The following is a 20,824-nucleotide window of genomic DNA, read 5'->3' as shown; positions in this document are numbered from 1 at the left end:
CCCGAATGCCCTCAGCATAGCGATCGAGGAGAGACAGCTTCAGTTATAGGAGTACTAGAGCATGAGCCTACTCTTGAAAATAGAACCTTTGTACAACATTGCTTTTTGTAAGTTTTCTGGAGGCTTGAATAGAGCGTAGGTATCAATACTATGCGATAACACGGGCGTTAACAACTCAAAAAGGTATATTTATGTATTATTTCAATTAAAGCATTACAAATTCCCAGTTTGCTCATTCCAAGTTCAGCCTCTGTAAAAACGACAAATTCTCATGTTGCTTTACTAGCTTCTGGTGTTAAACAGCACCCTCTGTCAACTGTGCTTATGCACCCTAAGCTGCCACTTACAGACAAAAAGATTTTATCCTGTTAATCCTTTTTAACAAGTTTAGACCTTGGGCTCCGGAACTTTACTTCCCCTATTGCTACGAGATATGTTGATTCAATAAAAAAACAGACCCAAGATAGGTGTGACTAATGCTCTTAAGATTTAGAGTGCAAATTAGAGCCAAATACAGAAAAGGGTAGCAAATTTTTTCAAAATTTTATGGCTAAAACAGTAATGATTACAGGGGCAACTCAAGGTATCGGTAAAGCAACAGCAATTTTATTTGCTCGTAATGGGTATAATATTGTGCTAGCGGCACGTCAGACAGAACGTTTAGAAGCTACAACAAGTGAGATAGGTGCCTTAGGTCGAGACGCTCTTGCAGTCTCTACTGATGTTAGAGACTCAGGGCAAGTCAAAAACTTAGTTGAGAAATCTCTTGCTTATTTTGGTCACATATATGTACTGATTAATAATGCTTCAATTTTTTTTATGGCACCTGTGGAAGAGAGTTCTTTGAGTGATTGGCAGCAAATTATGGATACAAATCTTTGGGGTACATTTATACTATTCAGCCACTCCTACCCTATTTTTTAGAACGAGAGAAGGGAACTATCAATTGATAAACAAAGCATTCCACAGCCCCCTACTAGAGAAGCCTGAAGATGTGGCGAAGGCAATTTGGTATGCTGTGAAGTATCAGTAGTGTGATGTATTGCTTGGTACAGCAAAATTTTGGACAACGGCTTTTCATGTATTTCCTGGCTTGATGAAATCGGTTATACGGCGAGTTTTTGGCATGAGAGAGATACAGTGACCAGTGACCAGTGGTTTTATATCTATCTAGAGAATTATTTATGGCAAGAAATCAAAAGCATTAAAACAATAATAAAGTATATATCGCTACTTCGTTGGAAAGATGTGGCGATCGCTTAATTAGTTTTAAACTACTGTCCGAGTATTAATTTCAATCCATGGATAAAGCAGTTTCATACTTTGTGCTTTATCCCTTTGCCTTCCAAAGCGTGAGTTTTTTCTTACCAATTCAATATTAAGGAAAATGCCGTGAAAGCTAAAAGCTTACTCATTGGTTGTGTTTTAGTGCTGAGCATAACTCTTCCTGGCAACGCACAACAAACGCAGGAAAAAAGGATCGAGCAAGTTGAGGGCTATTTAGTCACGCCCGAACAACTGAAATTTGACGAATCGCTTTTGCAACAACTCAAGTTGCCACCAGGATTTCGCATTAACGTATTTGCCAAAGATTTGGGTAATCCCCGCATGCTAGCAGTTGCTCCTGATGGTACCATCTACGTGACTCGCCGCCAACAAGGTGATATATTAGCGCTACGGGATTCCAATAATGATGGGTACGCTGACGAAATACTAACGGTTGCATCAGGCTACCAATACATCAACGGCATCACAATTTACCAAAATCGTCTTTACTTTGTCACGGATAAAGAACTCTATGCCGCAGATTTGAACTCAGGAGGGACAATAGGCGAAGTACAAGAGTTGATTAACGATTTACCTGATGCAGGGCAACACCCCAACCGCACTCTAGCGTTTGGTCCTGACGGAATGCTCTACATTACTGTAGGTAGCACTTGTAACGCCTGTGATGAGACTAATCCTGAAAGCGCGACTATCCTGCGATCGCAACCTGATGGTAGTATGCGAACGATTTATGCCGAGGGGTTGCGAAATACCATTGGCTTTGATTGGCATCCGGAAACAGGGGAACTGTGGGCTATGGATCATGGTTCTGATTGGCGCGGTAATGAACAACCACCCGAAGAATTAAATCTTTTAGAAGAGGGTGCAAACTACGGTTGGCCTTTTTGTTTTGCAGATCGTCGCCCTGATGTATACTTGAGCACAAATCCTCCTGGCACAAGCAAGGAAGAATACTGCGCCAATACACAACCGCCCGTACTTACCTATACAGCTCACAGTGCGCCCTTAGCAATGTTATTCTACAAGGCATCTCAGTTTCCAGAAGAATACCGTAACGATGCTTTTGTCACCATGCGCGGTTCTTGGAATCGTAACCCTCCCTCTGGTTATAAAGTTGTACGGGTGCGTTATGCAGATGGCAAGCCAGTGGAATTTGAGGATTTTATCACCGGGTTTTTGAACGAAGTTGCCTTAACTCAGTTTGGCAGACCGGTGGGTCTAGCGATCGCGCCTGATGGTTCACTATTATTTACAGATGACACAAATGGAGTGATTTACAGAGTGTCATATACAGGTAAAGATAGCTAGCACAGATCCCCGACTTCTTTAAGAAGTCGGGGATCTAAAGCGAGCTAATACAACAAATTACTCCCTTTAGGTTAGGAAAATTATCACTGTATGTAGGGTGCGTTAGGGCTAAGTGTAACGCACCATATATTTTATTAGGCAATATTTATATTGGGTGTGGTGTGTTAAGTGGCATTAACACATTCTACTAGTGCGTCTATTTAAAATGATGCGTAAATTTTTACTCTTTTGCGTTTGGTGAATCTCCACGTAAAAGAGTTCTAATACAACAATTTTAGGTAGACATACTATCACAGAACTATGTTGGGGGCACGTAATTCATGATAGCAAAACACGATATAGAAGCAGAAGCATGGAAATTACTTGAAAGATCCATTATTTATTATCAATGTCGTCCGATTGGAACAGTAGCTGCTATCGAACCTGGTTCAGATGCACTGAATTACGACCAATGTTTTATTCGGGATTTTGTCTTATCAGCACTCGCTTTTTTAATTAAAGGTAAGCCGGAAATTGTACGTAACTTTTTGATAGAAACTCTGAGTTTGCAGAGTCAGGAGCCACAAATAGACTCCTTTAAACCAGGACCGGGACTTATGCCAGCTAGTTTTAAAGTAGAATCAGAGAATGGGCGCGAGTATTTGACGGCTGATTTTGGAGAACACGCGATCGCAAAAGTACCGCCCGTTGATTCTTGCTTGTGGTGGCTTATTTTACTTCGGGCATATGTCAAAGCAACAGGTGATATTTCACTTTTTCACCAAAAACACTTTCAAAAAGGAATCAAATTAATTCTACAAATGTGCCTTGTCCATCGGTTTGCCATGTATCCAACAATGTTAGTTCCCGATGGCTCTTTTATGATTGACCGTCGTATGGGGGTTTACGAGCATCCTTTAGAAATTCAAGTCTTATTTTATACAGCATTACGTGCAGCAGGTGATTTGCTGTTAAGAAATGATGATAGCACTTGCAACCTTTACAATAGCGTTCACAAACGCTTGGCAAGCCTGACCTATCATCTTCGAGAATACTATTGGATCGATCTCAAGCGCTTAAATGAAATTTATCGATACAAAGGTGATGAATTTGGCAAAGAAGTTGCGAATAAATTCAATATATATGCTGATTCAATTCCTCATTGGCTGACGGAATGGCTGCCTGACACTGGTGGTTATCTTGCAGGTAACTTAGGTCCCGGACGTATGGATTTTCGTTTTTTTACTGTGGGGAATTTAATGGCAATTATCACCTCTCTTGCCAGCGTTCAAGAATCTCAAAGCATTATGAATTTGATTGAATTTCGCTGGAACGATTTGGTAGGAAATATGCCCATGAAAATTTGCTTTCCTGCACTTGAGGGTATGGAGTGGCGAATTGTCACGGGATGCGATCCAAAAAACACCCCTTGGTCTTATCACAATGGTGGGAATTGGCCTGTTTTACTCTGGTTGCTAGCAGCAGCATCTCAAAAAACAAATCGCTTGGAACTAGCCCGTAAAGCAATGAAACTGGCTGAGAAACGTTTAGTTGAAGATTCCTGGCCTGAGTATTATGATGGTAAAAATGGTAGATTAATTGGTAAAGAAGCCAGGAAATATCAAACTTGGACTGTTGCAGGCTTTTTAGTCGCGAAAGCGTTCGTAGAAAATTCTCAGCACTTAGATTTACTCAGCTTTGAGAGTCACGAATAGCACAATACAGTTTGGTTAAGAATTTTTGGTGAGATTTTGCACCCTCTCAAGACGTACCATAGCGCGTCTCTACATTATTTTTGTTTGTGCAGTCGTGACTTCTGGGTGTGAGAGCTAATTGGACTTGCGACGACGAGCAACAACCATTCCAGCTCCTGTCAAGCCAAGACCGAGTAAACTACCGGGTTCTGGAACTTTCTTAACAGGTGGTTTTTCATTATGTTTCTTATTCGCTACAAACAGCGAAGCATGAGACAAAGCTTTGCCTTGGTTGCCATTTCCTGCTAATTCAACACCAATAGTGTTAAAGAATCCTTGTAAATTTGTGTAATTTATACCAGTGAACAAATAGGTACTATATGCTGTACTGGTTTTTAAGCTAAGTACAAAAGTATCACTGGGAAGTGCTTTTTTCAGGCTCCATGCACCAGAACTGAAATCATTAGCTGCTGTTAAGTAATTATTTGACTCATCTGATTTACCTAACAACGACCAAGAAGTAACATCGGAACCGACATTGCTTGCGAAAAGACCATTATTCAGATCGCTGAGCAAAGTACCTTTTTCGCCAGTGTCATTGCCACTAAAAGGACCCTTACAAGCTGTCGCAAAAATACCGCCAAGTGAAACATTATTAACGCTACAAATTGCACTAACTGTATTGTTGTCTTGAGTATTGCTGTTGGTTGTAGTCGTGCCAGTGCTGTTGCCGTTGCCGTTGCCGTTGGCTGTAGTCGTGCCAGTGCTGTTGCCGTTGCCGTTGCCGTTGCCGTTGGCTGTAGTCGTGCCAGCGCTGTTGCCGTTACCATTACCGTTGCCGTTGCCGTTGCCGTTGTTTCCTGCTTGTGCTGGTGCAGCCATGAGTGCAACTGTAACTCCAGTGGCGAATAAAACAGAACTTAATAATGTAGAACCAGTTTTTTTCTTCATCGCTCAAATTGTTTGTTTTTAAAGGAAATAACTTTGGGTAGTGAAACAGCAGTCAAAAAACTATTTTTGTCAACTGCATCATCATGTAACTTATCTTACATATTTTGTCACAAGCTTTTCAGATACGTGTAAAGTTTTTATCACATTTTTATATAAAGTTTCTGGATAAGCAAAAATATAAAGAAGACATAATCCTTGCCATAACGATATCCTATATCTTTTTTTTATTTACCGATTTATACTGACTTATAAAAAAGTTTTAATTATGACTTTTATTTTTTTAGTGCTTATACTGAGGTTTTGCGGAAAAGTAATTAATTTCTGACTCAATACTGCAAGGGCTCTCGGAAATTGTAGTAGGGGTCGAGCGACAGCGAGACCAAACAAATCCTAATAAATGTTGGGTTTCGTTCCTCAAACGCCAGTAAAGGTGCGGAGGAAAACCCTCCTATGGCGCATTCGCGCCACGCACACGGTTCAGGGCTGGCTCCCCAACCTACGTGTTTTCGTATTTTTAGGCTTAACCGACAAGTATTGATTTCTAACTTCTTAAGCCGAAGCGCTTTAGTATTTAAGACTTACGCTGCTTCAATGGTATTGTGAGAATTTTATGCCCGTTGCAGCTTTGGAGAACACAGTCATGAAAGGTCTCAGTTTGAAATCAGATACCCCAAACACAAGTTTTACAAAAAACTTACAAGACAGTCATTCATCGGAAAATCCCCACTCGCTATTGTTGTCATGGTTGCAGAGAACTTGGCAAAGATTGATTCAAGAACTTGCGAGTGCAAACGAATTAAAAGTTTGGGAAAAACGCGATCGTCACGGGAACACCTATTGGAAAGCATATGACTCCATCACAGATAAGCATTTTTGCTCGGGTTCTGAGGCTGATGTGATTGCTTGGATTGAGCAAGTTTATACAGGCAAAAGGATTGGGGGCTAGGGATTAGAGGCTGGGGAACTAGTTTCCTCTTCGCCAATCGCCAATCCCTTTGTTAAGTTTATTCATTAAATTGGGAATCTTAATGGTAGGAGCTGTAAGTGCTAACGTTAATGAGTCCTAAGATTGTAGAATCTTGTACTGACTGCTAGTTAGCTCGAGCAACTTTAAAAAATTTATAGTAAAATTTTTCTTCCCTTGTGGAAACGTTAAAGTGCTTGTTACGAACAATTCAATGTTCCTGTGAAGTATCCCTCTACCGAGGAATCCCAATGATTGATGAATCTCTATCACAAGGGTATCCCGATCCCCTTTATAAATCCAGTGCAGATAGGGCGCAAATAGAACGCCTAATTGAGAGTATCCACCAGGAATTACTCCCCAACTTGCAAATTGAGAGTGTCGATCCTCACGATCCAGTGAAAGTCAAGTATATCCCCCAACCTTGGCAACTCCTGGGAGCAGGAAATTACGCTGCTGTCGTCTATCACCCTGACTACCCAAATCAAGTCGTAAAAATTTATGCACCCGGACGACCGGGCTTTGAGGAGGAGGTAGAGGTTTACCAACGTTTGGGTTCCCATCCTGCTTTTTCCGAATGTTATTATGCCAAAAACGGCTTGTTAATCCTAAGACGGCTGTATGGAGTCACCCTCTATGACTGTATGCACCTTGGCTTACAGATTCCAGTACAGGTTATACGGGATATTGACCGAGCTCTAGACTATGCCCGCAAGCGAGGGCTTTACCCTCATGATGTCCACGGGCGCAATGTGATGATGCATGAAGGTAGGGGGCTAGTCGTAGACATTTCAGACTTCCTCCATGAAGAAACCTGTTCCAAGTGGAATGACTTGAAGAAAGCTTACTACTGGCTGTACCGTCCTATTCTTTGCCCGCTTCGGTTACGAATTCCCTACTTTCTTCTAGATATTGTTCGCAAGAGTTACCGATTTCTCCGGCGCTTGGCTTCATTCAAATTACCAATTCGCAGAAGACGGAAGTAGTTTCAGTTTTTCTTCAATTCAACACTATTCACTTGACCATACATATGGAAGCGTTAACAGGTGCCTTCTTTACTTTCTTAATATTTCTAACACTATCAGGATGTAAGTTAGACAAGGAATATCAGCGTGGAGTTATCTTCCGCTTGGGTAGAATTAGCGGTGTTAGAGGTCCCGGATTGTATTGGATTATTCCCATAATAGATCAAAAGACTCAAATAGATATCCGCACCAAAACAGTAGACATTGAACCTCAAGAAACTGTGACTGCTGACAGTGTCACAATTAAAGTTAATGCTGTTCTCTACTACCGAATTCTCAATCCCGCTAAAGCCATCAATCAAGTTGAGAACTATCAAATGGCTGTTTATCAAACTGCCCTAACGACTTTACGTAATGTTGTAGGGCAAAACATTTTAGATGATGTGTTGCAAAATAGGGATAAAATTAATACTAAAGTACAAGAAATTGTAGATGAAATCACAGAACCTTGGGGAATTGTCATTGAAAGAGTAGAAACCAAAGATGTAGAAATTCCCTCCGCAATGCAAAGAGCAATGGCAAAAGAAGCAGAAGCCATTCGAGAAAAACGCGCCCGTTTAATTAAAGCATCAGCAGAACAGGAAGCTTCGATTAAATTAGCAGAAGCTTCTCAACTGATTGCGAAAAATCCAGCAGCTTTAGAATTGCGACGGTTGCAAATGCTTACAGAAATAGGAGCCGAAAATAACACAACAACTCTGGTAATGATGCCTTCTGATTTAATTGTCTTAGCGCAAAAATTATCAGAAAAATTATGAATTATAAATTATGAATTATGAATTGAAAGTTTGAGCATTCATCCTTCATAATTCATCCTTCATAATTCATCCTTCATAATTCATACTTCATAATTCATACTTCATAATTCTATTTCCAGTCTTCCCAATTTTGGTTGAAAATTGAGGTATCGGGGAAAGCAGTGGGATTACCGTTTTTCTCCAACAACTGTTTTAAGATTTGGAGTTGCGGTTCTGGTTTGGGTAATTCGTCAACCAGTTGGTATGGTGCAACACCATTTTTTAGGGCAAAAGCGGCTGTTGTTCCGGCTGCAGCACCAGCAGACCATTCAAAGGAGTGTACCCTGTAGGCGGCGGCAGCAATATGACTGGTGGCAATGCTTTTACCACCAACTATCAAATTGTCAATTTTTTGAGGAATCATTGCTCTTAAAGCAATTTGGAAGGGATAAGCTTGTCCCGCACCGCGTCTTTCCCCCTCTCGTTCCGTGTTACCTGGTGCTTCTGGAGGGCTTTTTGTCATACAGGGATGGAAGTCGATGGCGTAATGACCGATACCTACAGCATCTGGGAAAATGGTAGAACGAGTCCGTCGGGCTACGCTATCGGGTTTTTGCTGTCCGGAAAGGACGGCTGTTGCTTCCAATCCTGCAAGTGCGGCTTTTAAGCGGCGATATTCGTCTGCTGGTAGTGTCTTGCGGTAGAACTCATCGTCGTAGTTGCGGCGGGAAATATCTATTTCCCAAATCATAAAGCCTTGGGGTTGTCCCCAACTAGGGCGTCCAATGATGCGCCTTCCTTCTCTCATATAAGGATGTTTTGATAAGCCGTGTGCTGTTCCCATTGGGGAATCTAATCCAGAGAGATAGCGGTTATTGGGATGCAGCTGCTTGACTCCATCACCTAATTGGGAATCCGTTTTTCCAGCAACTAGCCAATAGTAATATCCTTGGGAAATTTCTTCACCTTTACGTAAAGCGTCTGTTCGCAGTCCACCCATCCAACTGCCCGGTTTTAACTGTCCGGAGGCTTGTAACTGCGGGCGGGTGTAAATCAGGTTGTCTGCAGAAGTTCCCGGACGATAATCGTTACCCCAAGTCCAGTTTTGCATGGAAATGTCTTCTGGGGCGGGTGCAGAAAATTTGACTCCTCCAAATTCCATCGGTTCCCCGTCTCTTGGACTCCAAATTCGACGGTATGTAAATACTAATGGAAAACTTGCCAGTCTTTTGAGTTCATAACTGTAGTATGGTGCATACTGTGGATAGAATGGGGGCATTGTCTGATTTTGCGGTTGCTCGGTAGCCTCCATTGCAAAGGTGTAGGTGAAGCCTTGGGTACAGTAGGGGTCATTGGTGGCACTGGAAGAAGAAGGTTCTAAGTAAGAACGAGCATCAATACCCAATCGGTAAGGAACATCAGCGAGGGCAATAATTTCCCCCGTTTCCGAAGCGTCTACGACATACCAGTTTGGTGCATTTGTATTTCCTTTGGCTTTGGTTGGTTTGGGGACAAGGCGAATGATGTTTTTCGCAAACCGAGAGGAGTTTTCGTAGGTGTAGGCGTCTTCAATAGTTTGAGAGAGCGGGAATGTGTTTAGGGGTGGCGCTCCTTTGGCTGGCTGATGTTGGATAGCGATCGCAGCGTTAATCAGTTTACCATCACTGCTATATTCCAAATCTTTAACAACCGTGTTGGGGAACCACTCCAGTTTCCCTCGCCCCTTCCTTTCAGCATCCTTAAGCATAGCGCTCAAGATTTCATGACCATCGCGAGGTAAATAGCAGGAATCGCTTACCCAGCAATCACCCGGATTGAGATCTCCTTTATACTGACGCTCAATACGCTGGCGTAATTCCAAGTAACCACGGGAGTAAAATTGTTTTGCTCGCTGGGTTGGGCGTTCGTCCAAAGCAGAAGTTCCTTGAGAAGAAATTTGTCCCCCCAGCCAATCGGTAAGTTCGGTGATGCAAACTGTTCTACCTGCAAGTAACCCTTCATAGGCGGTAGCAGCACCAGAAAGCCCACCACCCACAACTAGGATGTCACAATTGACCGTTTTATCCGGATTTCTTGGGGGTGCGCCAATAGCCGAGTATGGTGCGATAAAAGATGAGATGAGAGTCAGAGAAATAAGCGATGCGTGTTGGCGCTTCATGTTCAGTAAAATTCCGTTCAACTCCATTAGCAGCTTTGAAAGCATTTTTTTAAGCAGCTTGGCAATTTGTACACAACTAGACAAACAAAACCTGCTTGGGAGTGCAAAAAAATCCCCAGCAACTTTTACAGATACTGTTGGCGAATGGTGAGCCTAACCCCTCACCTCGTTCCCAGGCTCCGCCTGGGAATGCCTTCATGGAGGCTCCGCCTCCTGTGTCGATCTGCTAAGCGAGGCAGCAGTCCACCCGTCTGCATTCCCAGCCAGAGGTTGGAAACGAGCGAGGAAAAATCGAACCAGTCGTTGAGACAGTATTGCCAATGTTAGGTACTATATCAGTAGTCGAAGACGCTATAACGCCAAAAATGTTCTTGGTTTCTGTTGTAGCGATTGAAATCGCGACTATACAAACAAAGTCCTTCTTGTGCGGACTGAAGTGACGACGGGTGAGAAGCGGTATAGAACTGACAACGAGTCAATTTGTGATGACAATTCACAAATTAGTGGTTTATCCTGGAATTGATTCGCTATTTTTAGTCAAGAAGAATACAAACCAGTATAAAGGTATGAACTTCCTTATCCTCAAAATTCTTATTTTGCTAGTTTTCATTTTTATAAGTTGTTTTGGATGGCAATCTCCTGTTTTTGCCTATAAAGAAGAAGATTTGACTAAGCTTGTCGATACCAAGCAATGCGTTCAATGCGATCTTTCTAACTTAAAAAAGTTAAGTTACAAAAAAATTGACTTAAATAAGGCGAATCTTCAAAAAGCCAATGGGATCATGACGGATTTTAGTGGTCTTTCCCTTAATGAAGTTAATTTAAGTAACGCTAACCTGATTGATGCAAATCTTTCACAAATTACTGCTGTTCGTATCAATCTTAAAGAAGCTCAATTAAACAGAGCAAATTTAAGTAGGGCTAACCTCAATGAAGGAAATCTTATTAATGCTACTTTATCTGATGCCAATCTTCAAGAAGCTGACCTCGATCGGGCTAACTTAAATAATGCCGATTTATCTCGTGCTAATTTAGGTAATGCTGACCTCTATCGAGCTAATCTAAAAAATGCAAATTTGAATGGAGCGAGTTTTAAAGGAGCATACTTAAGAGGAGCTAATATGCAATATACCAATTTGGTAAAAGCTGATTTGAGTCATGCTAATCTTAATAGTGAAAATGAGAAAGAAAAAACAGATTTACGAAATGCTAATCTTAAAGGAGCTAATTTAACAGAAGCTAATCTAGCAGGTGTAGATTTGCGGAAATCTACTCTGGTAAATGCTAATTTGACTAATGCAAATTTAAAATTCACTCAGTTGAATCGCTCCGATCTAGATAGAGCTAATTTGAGTAATAGTCAATTACAACAAGCAGATTTGAGAAACGCTACTTTGAGCTATGCTAGTCTTGTAAAGACTGACTTAAGCTATGCAGATTTGAGACAAGCAAACTTGATAGGAGCTAATCTGACTGGATCTATTCTAGAAAGTGCAAAATTAGACAATGCAAAACTAGAAGGAGCCATTATGCCTGATGGTTCTATTTATAAAACTGATTTCAATAACGCACAAATAGAAGATGGATTTTTGAAGAGAATTTCAGATACTGTACAACAGGTATCACGTCAAGTTCAGCATAGTGTGAGGCGACAAGTGACACATCAAGAGTTATCTAATGAACCAATAGGTAATTAACAATAAAATGATAAGATTTAACTTACTTGTCTGTAAACTTTTTCACTAAAATACCCTTGTCTTCCAGCAGTTTATTCAATCCTTCTGTTTCGTCGATTTTGCCTTCTTTCATCAGTTTTATAATAGTATTTATATCCCCTTTACGTTTTGCACCTAAAGTCAGGAGTAGCGCTCCTAAAGCCATTAAACCACCACTAAACACATCATCTGCCGTACCAATAACTGGGACAAAATCAGGAATTAGATCTACTGGATTTATAATTCCCATCACTCCAAAAATGATATTGGTCATTCCTAAAACAACATTACTGACCTCCCTGGGATCGAAAACAACCCAAGCAAGTAACCAAGCTAAAATTAAAGGAACCAGTATAAATATTAAAGAAATGATGTTAAGTAGGTTACTAAAAATTGAGGAGAAAGCACCAAAAAAGGCTCGTATGGGAGAGTACCATTCGCGTAATTGAATTGGTCCTAAATCATAGTGCCTTTGTACAAATCCAATGAAACCAAGAAGAGTGTACAGGAAAGTAAACAACAGGATAAAAATAGCGATCGCTTTTATGACATTATATTCTTTAAATTTCAATAAGTTTGCAGGAAATTCAGGTTGGCTTTCTATTATGTAGAAATTGCTTGCCGTTTGTTTTTGTATTTCTTGGGGAGGAATATTACCTGTCATACTTAAGGAAAATGCAATAGAAAAATTACCACTCGCTATGTTAACACAATACAGAAAATTTTTGCTCTACTCCCAGCTATAGTTAGCAAGTTTTCCCAGAAATAGAATTGCTCCTACAGAGTTAAGAGCAAAGGTCAGACTATCATTCAGTGTTTCGCTGAAACGTAACTTAAACTTTTTCTGAGGTAGTGGTGCCTGAGTTGGGATAATGGCAAAGTCTTTAAAATATGACGAGGTATTTGTAAGCTCATGCTCCTGTGGCAAACTTTCTTTTTCCTCTATTATGTTATTTTCCTCAAAGTTGGCTTGGGATCTTGTAGAAAAAATTTTGTTTTCTTGTTGAAGCTGACTTACAATTTGATTGAGTAATGCTTGAGAGTCTTCTATTTTTGATAAATTCATCCCACTCACTCTCACCTGGCACTCAGATTTTTTGTCCAAACTGACATTTTCTTTGTCTTCTATTTGCTGGTCTTGATTCGGAGAAATTCCCACAACTTCTAACTCAATATCAATAGGCAAATTTAACATCATAGAGATATTAATTTTGCTTTTATTTAAAGGGCTGATTGCAGCAGGTGATGTAGACATCGGTGTTCCTCAACTAGAAAGTTATGATTTTTAAAATTTGGATAAGAAAGAAGGTAGTTGAAGAGCCTACCTCCTTTCGATTGCGATCGCACAGTTTATATCCTTTTTCTAAAATCAGATGACAGATTGAAAAAGGTTATTAATTGGTATATAGCAATCCTAAATCATTTATGAAAAATTTTAACTACTGTAGGTAGGGCTATGTCACACAAAAACTTTATGTGATGGGCAATCCCCAACGCCACTCCTCTAGTCGCGGGGAAACCTACGCTTTTTGGATGCTTCCCTTACACAAATTTCACAAATCAAATAGAATTGCTATAGATGCACCATAGCCAACAATGTACAGCCTTAATCCAGAAAATTAGTGTTTGTCGTAGTCACTTTGATAACAAATGGGAGGTAATGCCTTGACTTCTGGATTAAGTTTGATATCTGGTTCGAGATAAACAGCAACTTTCTCACGTACAGCATTAGGTGTTTTGATGGCTACTGTTGGTTCGATGTAGATGGGAATATTCAACTTGATAGGTACAGTAAATTCGCAAGCTTTGTAAGAATCAGCTTTGTATTCAGACATTAGTTTGACTCCTTTGATTAGTTAGAGAATGGTGTGAATGAAAGATAAGAGTTATGTTGCTTGTGCAGTTTGTTCAGCAGGCAACTGGTATTTGTCATAGCCATGCTGGGGATGACACACGGAAGGCAGTGCTTTGACTTCTGGGTTGAGGTTAATATCTGGTTCGAGATAAACAGCAAGTTTCTCACGCACAGCATTAGGTGTTTTGATGGCTACTGTTGGTTCGATGTAGATGGGAATATTCAACTTGATAGGTACAGTAAATTCGCAAGCTTTGTAAGAATCAGCTTTGTATTCAGACATTGATTTGACTCCTTTAATTAGTTAGAGAATGGTGTGAATGAAAGATAAGAGTTATGTTGCCTATGCAGTTTGTTCAGCAGGCAACTGGTATTTGTCATAGCCATTTTGGGGATGACACACGGAAGGCAGTGCTTTGACTTCTGGGTTGAGGTTAATATCTGGTTCGAGATAAACAGCAACTTTCTCACGCACAGCATTAGGTGTTTTGATTGCCACTTTTGGTTCGATGTAGATGGGAATATTCAACTTGATAGGTACAGTAAATTCGCAAGCTTTGTAAGAATCAGCTTTGTATTCAGACATTGATTTGACTCCTTTAATTAGTTAGAGAATGGTGTGAATGAAAGATAAGAGTTATGTTGCCTATGCAGTTTGTTCAGCAGGCAACTGGTATTTGTCATAGCCATTTTGGGGATGACACACGGAAGGCAGTGCTTTGACTTCTGGGTTGAGGTTAATATCTGGTTCGAGATAAACAGCAACTTTCTCACGCACAGCATTAGGTGTTTTGATTGCCACTTTTGGTTCGATGTGGATGGGAATATTTAATTTGATAGGCACGGTAAATTCGCAGCCGTTGTGATAAGAGTCAACGTTGTAAGCAGACATTGTTTTTATCCTTATTGAACGAATTGTTAAAATTGAAAGATGAGTAATGATTGGTTAGCTTACTTTCAAGTAATTTTGAGGAAAATTCCAACCAAATTACGCTTTTATAAGCAAGTAACTTTGATGTTCTTTCCTTACACCTTTTAATAAGTTCCAGCAAAATTTACTTATGCAGGTTTTGAAAAATGGGTGAAGACAGCGCAACTACGGAAGCATCCCAATGAGCTCATATTGCCCTCAGAATAGAATTCTAGGGCTATACAATCTAAGTTCGCAAGGCAAGGACTTCATATTAAGTCCACGTAGGTGGACTTTGTTGGTATAGCGGCGATTTCAATCGCAGGCGTGTTTTTTCTTTACGCTTCTTTACAATCTAAAATTGATAATTATTGTTAGGGCATTATCTAGTTGTTGCAGTTATCGAGATAGTATCCGATCGCCAACCCTGTAGAAAGGCATTCATCGTTCATGTCCAGATTGGAGAAACATAAAGGGGTGCGGAAAGGATTTTCTCGTCGGGGATTTTTACAAGGAGCAGCTATAGGTGTAACTACCGTCAGTAGCAGTCACTTGCTGGCGTCTGAGAAAGCCGCAGCAACCAATGATGGCTCTTACCCCGCAACCAACACCCCAACCACGGAGTATGACTTCACGCAACAATCCGGTGCCTTGCAACCAGATGCTATTGTGGACAGTGCTTGTCAGTTTTGTAATTCACTTTGCCGTCTAAAAGTGCATATCAAGGACGGACGAATTATTGATGTCCTTGGTGAACCAAACGATCCAGTGCAAGCAGGGGGTTTGTGTGTTAAAGGACCGATGATGACTCAACTGGTTTACAACCGCTTCCGCTTAAAAACTCCAATGAAACGAGTTTCAGGACAGAAGGGTGCATCAGACTCTCGGTTTGAACCCATTTCTTGGGAAGAGGCATTATCAACAATTGCGGTTCTTTCGGACATAGCGTGCTAAATTTTCCGGAAAATTTATAATTATGCTTTATTTGCAAGGCTTACAGACACTTATAGTTTCAATTTTAGAAAAGAATACTGTTATGAAGGGAATAATGGCTGTAATACAATTCAGGTAAGAGTTTTCCGCTAATTTTCTCCTAAAAATAGCACGCTAAGTACGCAAGAGCCACAATCCCACGATTGAGTATATAAATGAATTTGCCCAGAATCCAGTTAATCCTCAAGCCTTGACTAAAAAGGTAAAACGAGGGATGTCTCAAAGCGAAGTTCATAAAGACTATCCCTTAATGGGTACAATTGGTAGAGCCAGTGTAGTGCATTTTGCAGGTGTAACCCAATGGACTTACACGGGCAAACAGATGAACGGTATTCGCCAGATTCAGATTCATCCTAAAGTTGCTGCCCGAGCTGGAATTAAGAACGGGGATAAGATTGTTGTCGAAAGCCCCAGAGGTTCAATTACAGGCACAGCACTTCTTTGGAAAGGAATTCGAGAGGACACTATTTTTGTACCCAATTCCTTTGGCCCCATGCAAAAAATGGCAGAAGAACTGGGAACTCCCTACTACGAACCTGCCAATGTGTTGCTTGACGACCAATTTTACGACACTCTTTCCGGACAACAAGCTTATAAATGCTTTGCTTGTCGAGTAAGGAAAAATCAGACATATATTATGAGTGTTTAACCGAACCTGATATTAGTGGTCTTCACAACTTCCTCAAAATATCTCTTTATAACTGAACTTGAAAAGGAGAGTGGAGTGAGGAGTGAGGGGTGAGGAATGAGGAATTATGATGTTTTCTCCCTCCATTCCTTCATCTTTCCTATCTCCCCTATCCGTCGGGAGGCGATGAATAAGATATGTTTGAGCAGTGGCAAGGTTTTGCAGCAGGCACGTGGATGAAGGAAATTAATGTACGTGACTTCATCCAAAAAAACTACACTCCTTATGATGGTAATGGTTCCTTTCTGACGCAGGCAACCGAACAAACTCAGAAGCTTTGGAACCAAGTCGCACAGTTAATGAAGGAAGAACGTGATAAAGGAATTCTGGATGCAGATACTGAAGTGGTTTCTACCATAACTTCCCACAGTCCGGGCTATATTGACCGAAATTTAGAACAAATTGTTGGTTTGCAAACCGAGAAACCTCTCAAGAGAGCTATCATGCCCTATGGTGGGATTCGATTGGTGAAAACTTCTCTGGAAGCTTACGGTTACAAACTCGATCCAAAAACTGAGGAAATTTTTACTAAGTATCGCAAAACTCATAATGATGGAGTTTTTAGTGCCTATACTCGCGAAATGAGATTGGCGCGGCACTCTGGAATTATTACTGGTTTACCCGATGCTTATGGTCGTGGCAGAATTATCGGTGATTATCGTCGTGTCGCTCTCTACGGGGTTGATTGCTTGATTGAGGATAAGAAGCAACAACTCGAATCTCTAGAAGTTGACGCGATTGATGAGCCTGTTATCCAACTGCGGGAAGAGATTTCCGAACAAATTCGTGCTTTATTTGAACTGAAAGAAATGGCTGTGAATTACGGCTTTGATATTAGCCGTCCTGCTAGTAATGCTAAGGAAGCCGTGCAGTGGCTTTACCTGGCTTACTTGGGTGCAGTCAAAGAACAGAATGGTGCTGCTATGTCCTTGGGACGGGTGTCTACCTTCTTGGATATTTACTTTGAGCGCGATCTGAAGAAGGGCGTTTTCACAGAAGCCCAATTGCAAGAATTCATTGACCATTTTGTCATGAAGTTACGGATGGTTCGTTTTTTACGGACACCAGAATATAACGAACTTTTTTCTGGAGATCCCACTTGGGTAACAGAATGCGTTGGTGGTGTGGGTGAAGATGGCAGATCTTTGGTTACCAAAAATAGTTTCCGCATCCTGAATACTCTCTATAATTTGGGACCTGCACCTGAACCTAATTTAACTGTTCTTTGGTCGGAAAGTTTGCCTCTTGAGTTTAAATCCTTCTGTACTAAAGTTTCTAAAGATACCAGTTCCATTCAGTATGAAAATGACGATCTGATGCGTCCTTACTGGGGCGATGATTATGCGATCGCCTGCTGTGTTTCGGCAATGCGAATTGGCAAGCAAATGCAGTTCTTTGGCGCACGGGTGAATCTCGCCAAGTGTTTGCTGTATGCAATTAACGGTGGTAAGGATGAAAAATCAGGTGAACAAATTGGTCCTGCTTATGCGCCTGTTACCTCTGAGTATTTAGATTACGAAGAAACTCTCAGCAAGTTTGAACGGATGATGAGTTGGTTAGCTAAGGCTTATGTCAACACGTTGAATGTCATCCATTATATGCACGATAAATATTCTTACGAGCGCTTGGAAATGGCACTCCATGACCGGGATGTCCTTCGTACCATGGCGTGTGGCATTGCAGGATTATCTGTGGCAGCTGATTCACTTTCTGCTATAAAATACGCTAAAGTAAAAATATTAAGAAATGAAGCCGGTTTGGCAGTAGATTATCAGATAGAGGGAGATTTCCCCAAATATGGGAATAATGATGACCGTGTAGATACTATTGCGGCTCACTTGGTTACCAAGTTCATGAATGAAGTCCGCAAGAACAAGACCTACCGGAATGCTGTTCCCACCCAGTCTGTGCTGACTATTACCTCTAACGTGGTTTATGGCAAGAAAACAGGCAATACCCCAGACGGAAGAAAAGCCGGAGAACCTTTTGCTCCTGGAGCCAACCCCATGCACGGACGCGATACCAAGGGTGCGATCGCATCTCTGGCATCCGTTGCCAAATTACCTTACCAACACAGTCAAGATGGAATTTCTAACACCTTCTCGATTGTGCCGTCTGCATTGGGCAAAACAGAAGATATCCAGATCCATAACCTAGTGGGGATGCTAGATGGTTACTTCCATGATGGCGGTCACCACATCAATGTTAACGTTCTGAATCGGGATATGCTGTTAGATGCCATAGAGCACCCCGAACTTTATCCACAATTAACAATTCGCGTGTCCGGGTATGCTGTCAATTTTATCAAGCTAACGCGAGAACAGCAGCTTGATGTAATTAAACGTACATTCCACGAACGGATGTAATCTTGATAGGTTCGTAGTTGCGCTTTAGGGCGCTGTTCGCGTAGCTTGGCGTCAGCCATAGCGCAACTACGAACAAACTTATTACTTATGCCCCACGGATTTTTCCGTGGGTTTTAGACTCTTTATGATACAAATAGTAAATCTTAACTATACGTAGTTTTTAGATTGTGTATTATATGACTAACAATATTTATTATTTTGTTAAACAGATTTAAAATTTATAAAGAAATTATTAAACAAAAAATCATGTCAGAGATAATATCGTCTGAACCTTTAAGTCCTTGGAACGTTTCAGAAATTGACTTTCCCAAACGCGGTAGTCCTTCCGAACAGCTGGATTTTCTACTGAACTACGCCGTTCTGGCTCCATCACAATACAACGCTCAACCTTGGTTGTTTAAGATTGCCCACGAAACCATTGAGCTATATGCTGACAGGACTCGTGCTTTGCCCGTGATTGACCCCCAAGATCGGGAATTGATTATGAGTTGCGGTGCAGCACTGTATAATTTAAGGTTAGCTATCAGACACTTTGGTTATGTTGATGTCGTCAAAACTTTTCCCAATCCAGAAGATCCAGATTTATTAGCTCATATCTGGTTGGGAAGTCGTAGAGAGCAAACAGAAGAAGAGTTTTTGTTGTTTGCCACCATTAAGCAACGGCACACAAACCGATTGGCTTTTCAAAATAAACCAATCCCGGAAACCCTGCTCTCTATTATGCAGAAGTCAACACTTGAAGAAGGTGCATGGCTTCATCTGATTCAAGAGCAAGAGCTTCGTAATGCGGTAGCCGATCTCATTACAGAAGGCGATCGCATTCAACTAGCAAATCCACATTTTCGTCGTGAGTTAGCAGCATGGTTACATTCAAGCCGTTATGCCACTCATGATGGTATGCCTGCCTATGCTCAAAGCATTGGAGAACTGCTAGATTTTACTACCCCTATAGTAGCCCACAGTAACCGTACCTTTGATACTGGCAGGGGACAAGCAGCAAAAGAGCATGAATTAGCTGATGGTTCGCCAGTATTTGCGGTGTTGGGTACAGAAGAAGAAACCACAGCAAGCTGGCTTGATGCGGGACAGGCGTTACAAAGACTTTTACTGCTCGGACAAGTAGTTGGTGTTTCTGCATCCTTCTTAAACCAACCCATACAAGTTCCCGAACTGCGTCCACAACTCAAAAATCTTCTCAACACATCGGGTTATCCCCAAATATTGCTGCGTTTTGGTTATGGTACTGAAGTCAAACCAACACCCCGAAGGATAGTCAGTGAAGTGCTTCGCCATGAGTAGTGTAAACCACTCAAATTAACCCCTCACAAGTTCTTCAAACTTCTAACCTATAAATTGAAATGAGAGGTCAAAGCAAGATCTCGTCAAAATAAGCACATTTATAGGCAGAGGTATGCTGAGCCAGTCTCCCCAAACAACAACCAACTCCAATAGTACCTTGGGTTACATCCATTCCGTAGAAACTTGTGGAACCGTAGATGGTCCGGGTATACGTTTTGTGGTATTTACTACAGGATGTCCCCTTCGTTGCCTTTATTGTGCAAATCCCGATTGTCGCCACATAGAAAATGGGAAACAAACAAGTGTTGATGAATTGATTGCAGAAATTCAAAAGTACACTTCATACATGAAAGCTTCTGGAGGAGGGGTCACTATTTGTGGAGGAGAACCGCTTTTTCAACCAGATTTTGTTCAAGAACTTTTGAAACGCTGTAAAGAGTTAGGAATTCATACTGCTTTAGATACATCTGGGTTTTGTGAACTAGAGATAGCAAAACCTGTCTTAGAATTTGTTGATTTGGTGCTGTTAGATATCAAATCTTTTGACAAAGCAACCTATAGAAAAGTCACGAGCGTTCCTATTGAACCAACACTCGCTCTGGCAAAATACTTAAGTGATATTAACAAACCAGCCTGGATTCGGTATGTTTTAGTGCCGGGGCTAACAGATGAAACACAAAATGTAGAGGGCGTAGCTGATTTTGTTGCGACACTCAAAAATGTTGAAAAACTGGAAGTTTTACCTTTTCACAAAATGGGCGAATATAAATGGGAGCAACTCGGTTATGAATACAAGCTTAAAGATAAACTACCGCCCACACCCGAACAGCTAAAGAAAGCTGTAGATATTTTCAAAAGCCGTGGGATTGCAGTTGTGTGATTGCTTTAAGAGGTC

General features: G+C 41.1%; 21 protein-coding genes. 13 read left to right on the top strand and 8 right to left on the bottom strand.

From position 1 onward, the window contains the following. Window positions 1-546 precede the first annotated feature (546 nt). The 4 genes from F7734_RS66245 to F7734_RS25200 all read left to right on the top strand — a co-directional run bounded on the left by F7734_RS66245 (window position 547) and on the right by F7734_RS25200 (window position 4,289). Complete coding sequence (locus F7734_RS66245) at window positions 547-924, top strand: SDR family NAD(P)-dependent oxidoreductase (protein ID WP_347566280.1); 378 nt, start codon at window positions 547-549, stop codon at window positions 922-924. Between the two features lie 216 nt (window positions 925-1,140). Next, a complete protein-coding gene (locus tag F7734_RS65485; protein ID WP_279239758.1) occupies window positions 1,141-1,263 on the top strand; it encodes a hypothetical protein in 123 nt (40 codons plus the stop codon). Window positions 1,264-1,392: 129 nt separating this feature from the next. Continuing rightward, complete coding sequence (locus tag F7734_RS25205; protein ID WP_166482135.1) at window positions 1,393-2,595, top strand: sorbosone dehydrogenase family protein; 1,203 nt, start codon at window positions 1,393-1,395, stop codon at window positions 2,593-2,595. Window positions 2,596-2,915: 320 nt separating this feature from the next. Continuing rightward, complete coding sequence (locus F7734_RS25200; RefSeq protein ID WP_155747375.1) at window positions 2,916-4,289, top strand: glycoside hydrolase 100 family protein; 1,374 nt, start codon at window positions 2,916-2,918, stop codon at window positions 4,287-4,289. Window positions 4,290-4,403: 114 nt separating this feature from the next. Here F7734_RS25200 and F7734_RS25195 read toward each other — a convergent pair whose 3' ends face one another. Beyond that, window positions 4,404-5,219 carry a PEP-CTERM sorting domain-containing protein gene (locus tag F7734_RS25195; protein ID WP_243147072.1) on the bottom strand — a complete coding sequence of 272 codons (816 nt, stop codon included), beginning with the start codon at window positions 5,217-5,219 and terminating at the stop codon, window positions 4,404-4,406. 610 nt (window positions 5,220-5,829) lie between these two features. On the opposite strand from F7734_RS25195, the gene F7734_RS25185 reads away from it, so the two are divergent. From F7734_RS25185 to F7734_RS25175, 3 genes are all read left to right on the top strand, one after another. Next, window positions 5,830-6,165 (top strand): hypothetical protein, encoded by a 336-nt coding sequence (locus tag F7734_RS25185; protein ID WP_243147071.1) that lies wholly within the window; start codon window positions 5,830-5,832, stop codon window positions 6,163-6,165. A gap of 269 nt (window positions 6,166-6,434) precedes the next feature. Then, entirely contained in the window at window positions 6,435-7,169 is a 735-nt protein-coding gene (locus tag F7734_RS25180) for a serine/threonine protein kinase (RefSeq protein ID WP_207714203.1), read from the top strand. 44 nt (window positions 7,170-7,213) lie between these two features. Then, window positions 7,214-7,966, top strand: coding sequence for a slipin family protein (locus F7734_RS25175; RefSeq protein ID WP_155747371.1), 753 nt, complete (start codon window positions 7,214-7,216; stop codon window positions 7,964-7,966). A 109-nt stretch (window positions 7,967-8,075) separates the two neighbouring features. Here the strand turns inward: F7734_RS25175 and F7734_RS25170 are convergent, their stop codons facing one another. Further along, window positions 8,076-10,103, bottom strand: coding sequence for an FAD-dependent oxidoreductase (locus tag F7734_RS25170; RefSeq protein ID WP_155747369.1), 2,028 nt, complete (start codon window positions 10,101-10,103; stop codon window positions 8,076-8,078). A 485-nt stretch (window positions 10,104-10,588) separates the two neighbouring features. On the opposite strand from F7734_RS25170, the gene F7734_RS25165 reads away from it, so the two are divergent. Then, a complete protein-coding gene (locus tag F7734_RS25165; protein ID WP_155747367.1) occupies window positions 10,589-11,800 on the top strand; it encodes a pentapeptide repeat-containing protein in 1,212 nt (403 codons plus the stop codon). 22 nt (window positions 11,801-11,822) lie between these two features. On the opposite strand, the gene F7734_RS25160 is transcribed toward F7734_RS25165, so the two are convergent. The 6 genes from F7734_RS25160 to F7734_RS25135 form a co-directional block, all read right to left on the bottom strand. After that, on the bottom strand, window positions 11,823-12,482 hold the full coding sequence (locus F7734_RS25160; RefSeq protein WP_155747365.1) for a DUF1232 domain-containing protein: 660 nt from the start codon (window positions 12,480-12,482) through the stop codon (window positions 11,823-11,825). A gap of 66 nt (window positions 12,483-12,548) precedes the next feature. Beyond that, a complete protein-coding gene (locus tag F7734_RS25155) occupies window positions 12,549-13,073 on the bottom strand; it encodes a hypothetical protein (protein WP_155747363.1) in 525 nt (174 codons plus the stop codon). A 364-nt stretch (window positions 13,074-13,437) separates the two neighbouring features. After that, window positions 13,438-13,653: a hypothetical protein gene (locus tag F7734_RS25150; RefSeq protein ID WP_155747361.1), complete on the bottom strand. Its 216-nt coding sequence runs from the start codon at window positions 13,651-13,653 to the stop codon at window positions 13,438-13,440. A 51-nt stretch (window positions 13,654-13,704) separates the two neighbouring features. After that, window positions 13,705-13,956, bottom strand: a complete 252-nt coding sequence (locus F7734_RS25145) for a hypothetical protein (protein ID WP_155747359.1) — start codon at window positions 13,954-13,956, stop codon at window positions 13,705-13,707. A 60-nt stretch (window positions 13,957-14,016) separates the two neighbouring features. Continuing rightward, window positions 14,017-14,259, bottom strand: coding sequence for a hypothetical protein (locus tag F7734_RS25140; protein ID WP_155747358.1), 243 nt, complete (start codon window positions 14,257-14,259; stop codon window positions 14,017-14,019). Between the two features lie 60 nt (window positions 14,260-14,319). Next, window positions 14,320-14,565: a hypothetical protein gene (locus tag F7734_RS25135; protein WP_155747357.1), complete on the bottom strand. Its 246-nt coding sequence runs from the start codon at window positions 14,563-14,565 to the stop codon at window positions 14,320-14,322. A 468-nt stretch (window positions 14,566-15,033) separates the two neighbouring features. Between F7734_RS25135 and F7734_RS25130 the strand changes: the two genes are divergently transcribed. The 5 genes from F7734_RS25130 (at window position 15,034) to pflA (ending at window position 20,809) form a co-directional block, all read left to right on the top strand. After that, the gene (locus F7734_RS25130) at window positions 15,034-15,537 is read left to right on the top strand and encodes a molybdopterin-dependent oxidoreductase (RefSeq protein WP_155747355.1); all 504 of its coding nucleotides are present in this window, start codon (window positions 15,034-15,036) and stop codon (window positions 15,535-15,537) included. A 253-nt stretch (window positions 15,538-15,790) separates the two neighbouring features. After that, window positions 15,791-16,225: a molybdopterin dinucleotide binding domain-containing protein gene (locus F7734_RS25125; RefSeq protein WP_207714202.1), complete on the top strand. Its 435-nt coding sequence runs from the start codon at window positions 15,791-15,793 to the stop codon at window positions 16,223-16,225. A 176-nt stretch (window positions 16,226-16,401) separates the two neighbouring features. After that, complete coding sequence (pflB, locus tag F7734_RS25120) at window positions 16,402-18,630, top strand: formate C-acetyltransferase (protein WP_155747353.1); 2,229 nt, start codon at window positions 16,402-16,404, stop codon at window positions 18,628-18,630. Between the two features lie 246 nt (window positions 18,631-18,876). Beyond that, window positions 18,877-19,929 carry a nitroreductase gene (locus F7734_RS25115; RefSeq protein WP_155747351.1) on the top strand — a complete coding sequence of 351 codons (1,053 nt, stop codon included), beginning with the start codon at window positions 18,877-18,879 and terminating at the stop codon, window positions 19,927-19,929. A gap of 112 nt (window positions 19,930-20,041) precedes the next feature. After that, window positions 20,042-20,809: a pyruvate formate-lyase-activating protein gene (pflA, locus tag F7734_RS25110; RefSeq protein WP_155747349.1), complete on the top strand. Its 768-nt coding sequence runs from the start codon at window positions 20,042-20,044 to the stop codon at window positions 20,807-20,809. Window positions 20,810-20,824 lie beyond the last annotated feature (15 nt).

This window comes from Scytonema sp. UIC 10036 (assembly GCF_009725235.1).
This window is presented reverse-complemented; position numbering and strand designations above follow the sequence as displayed.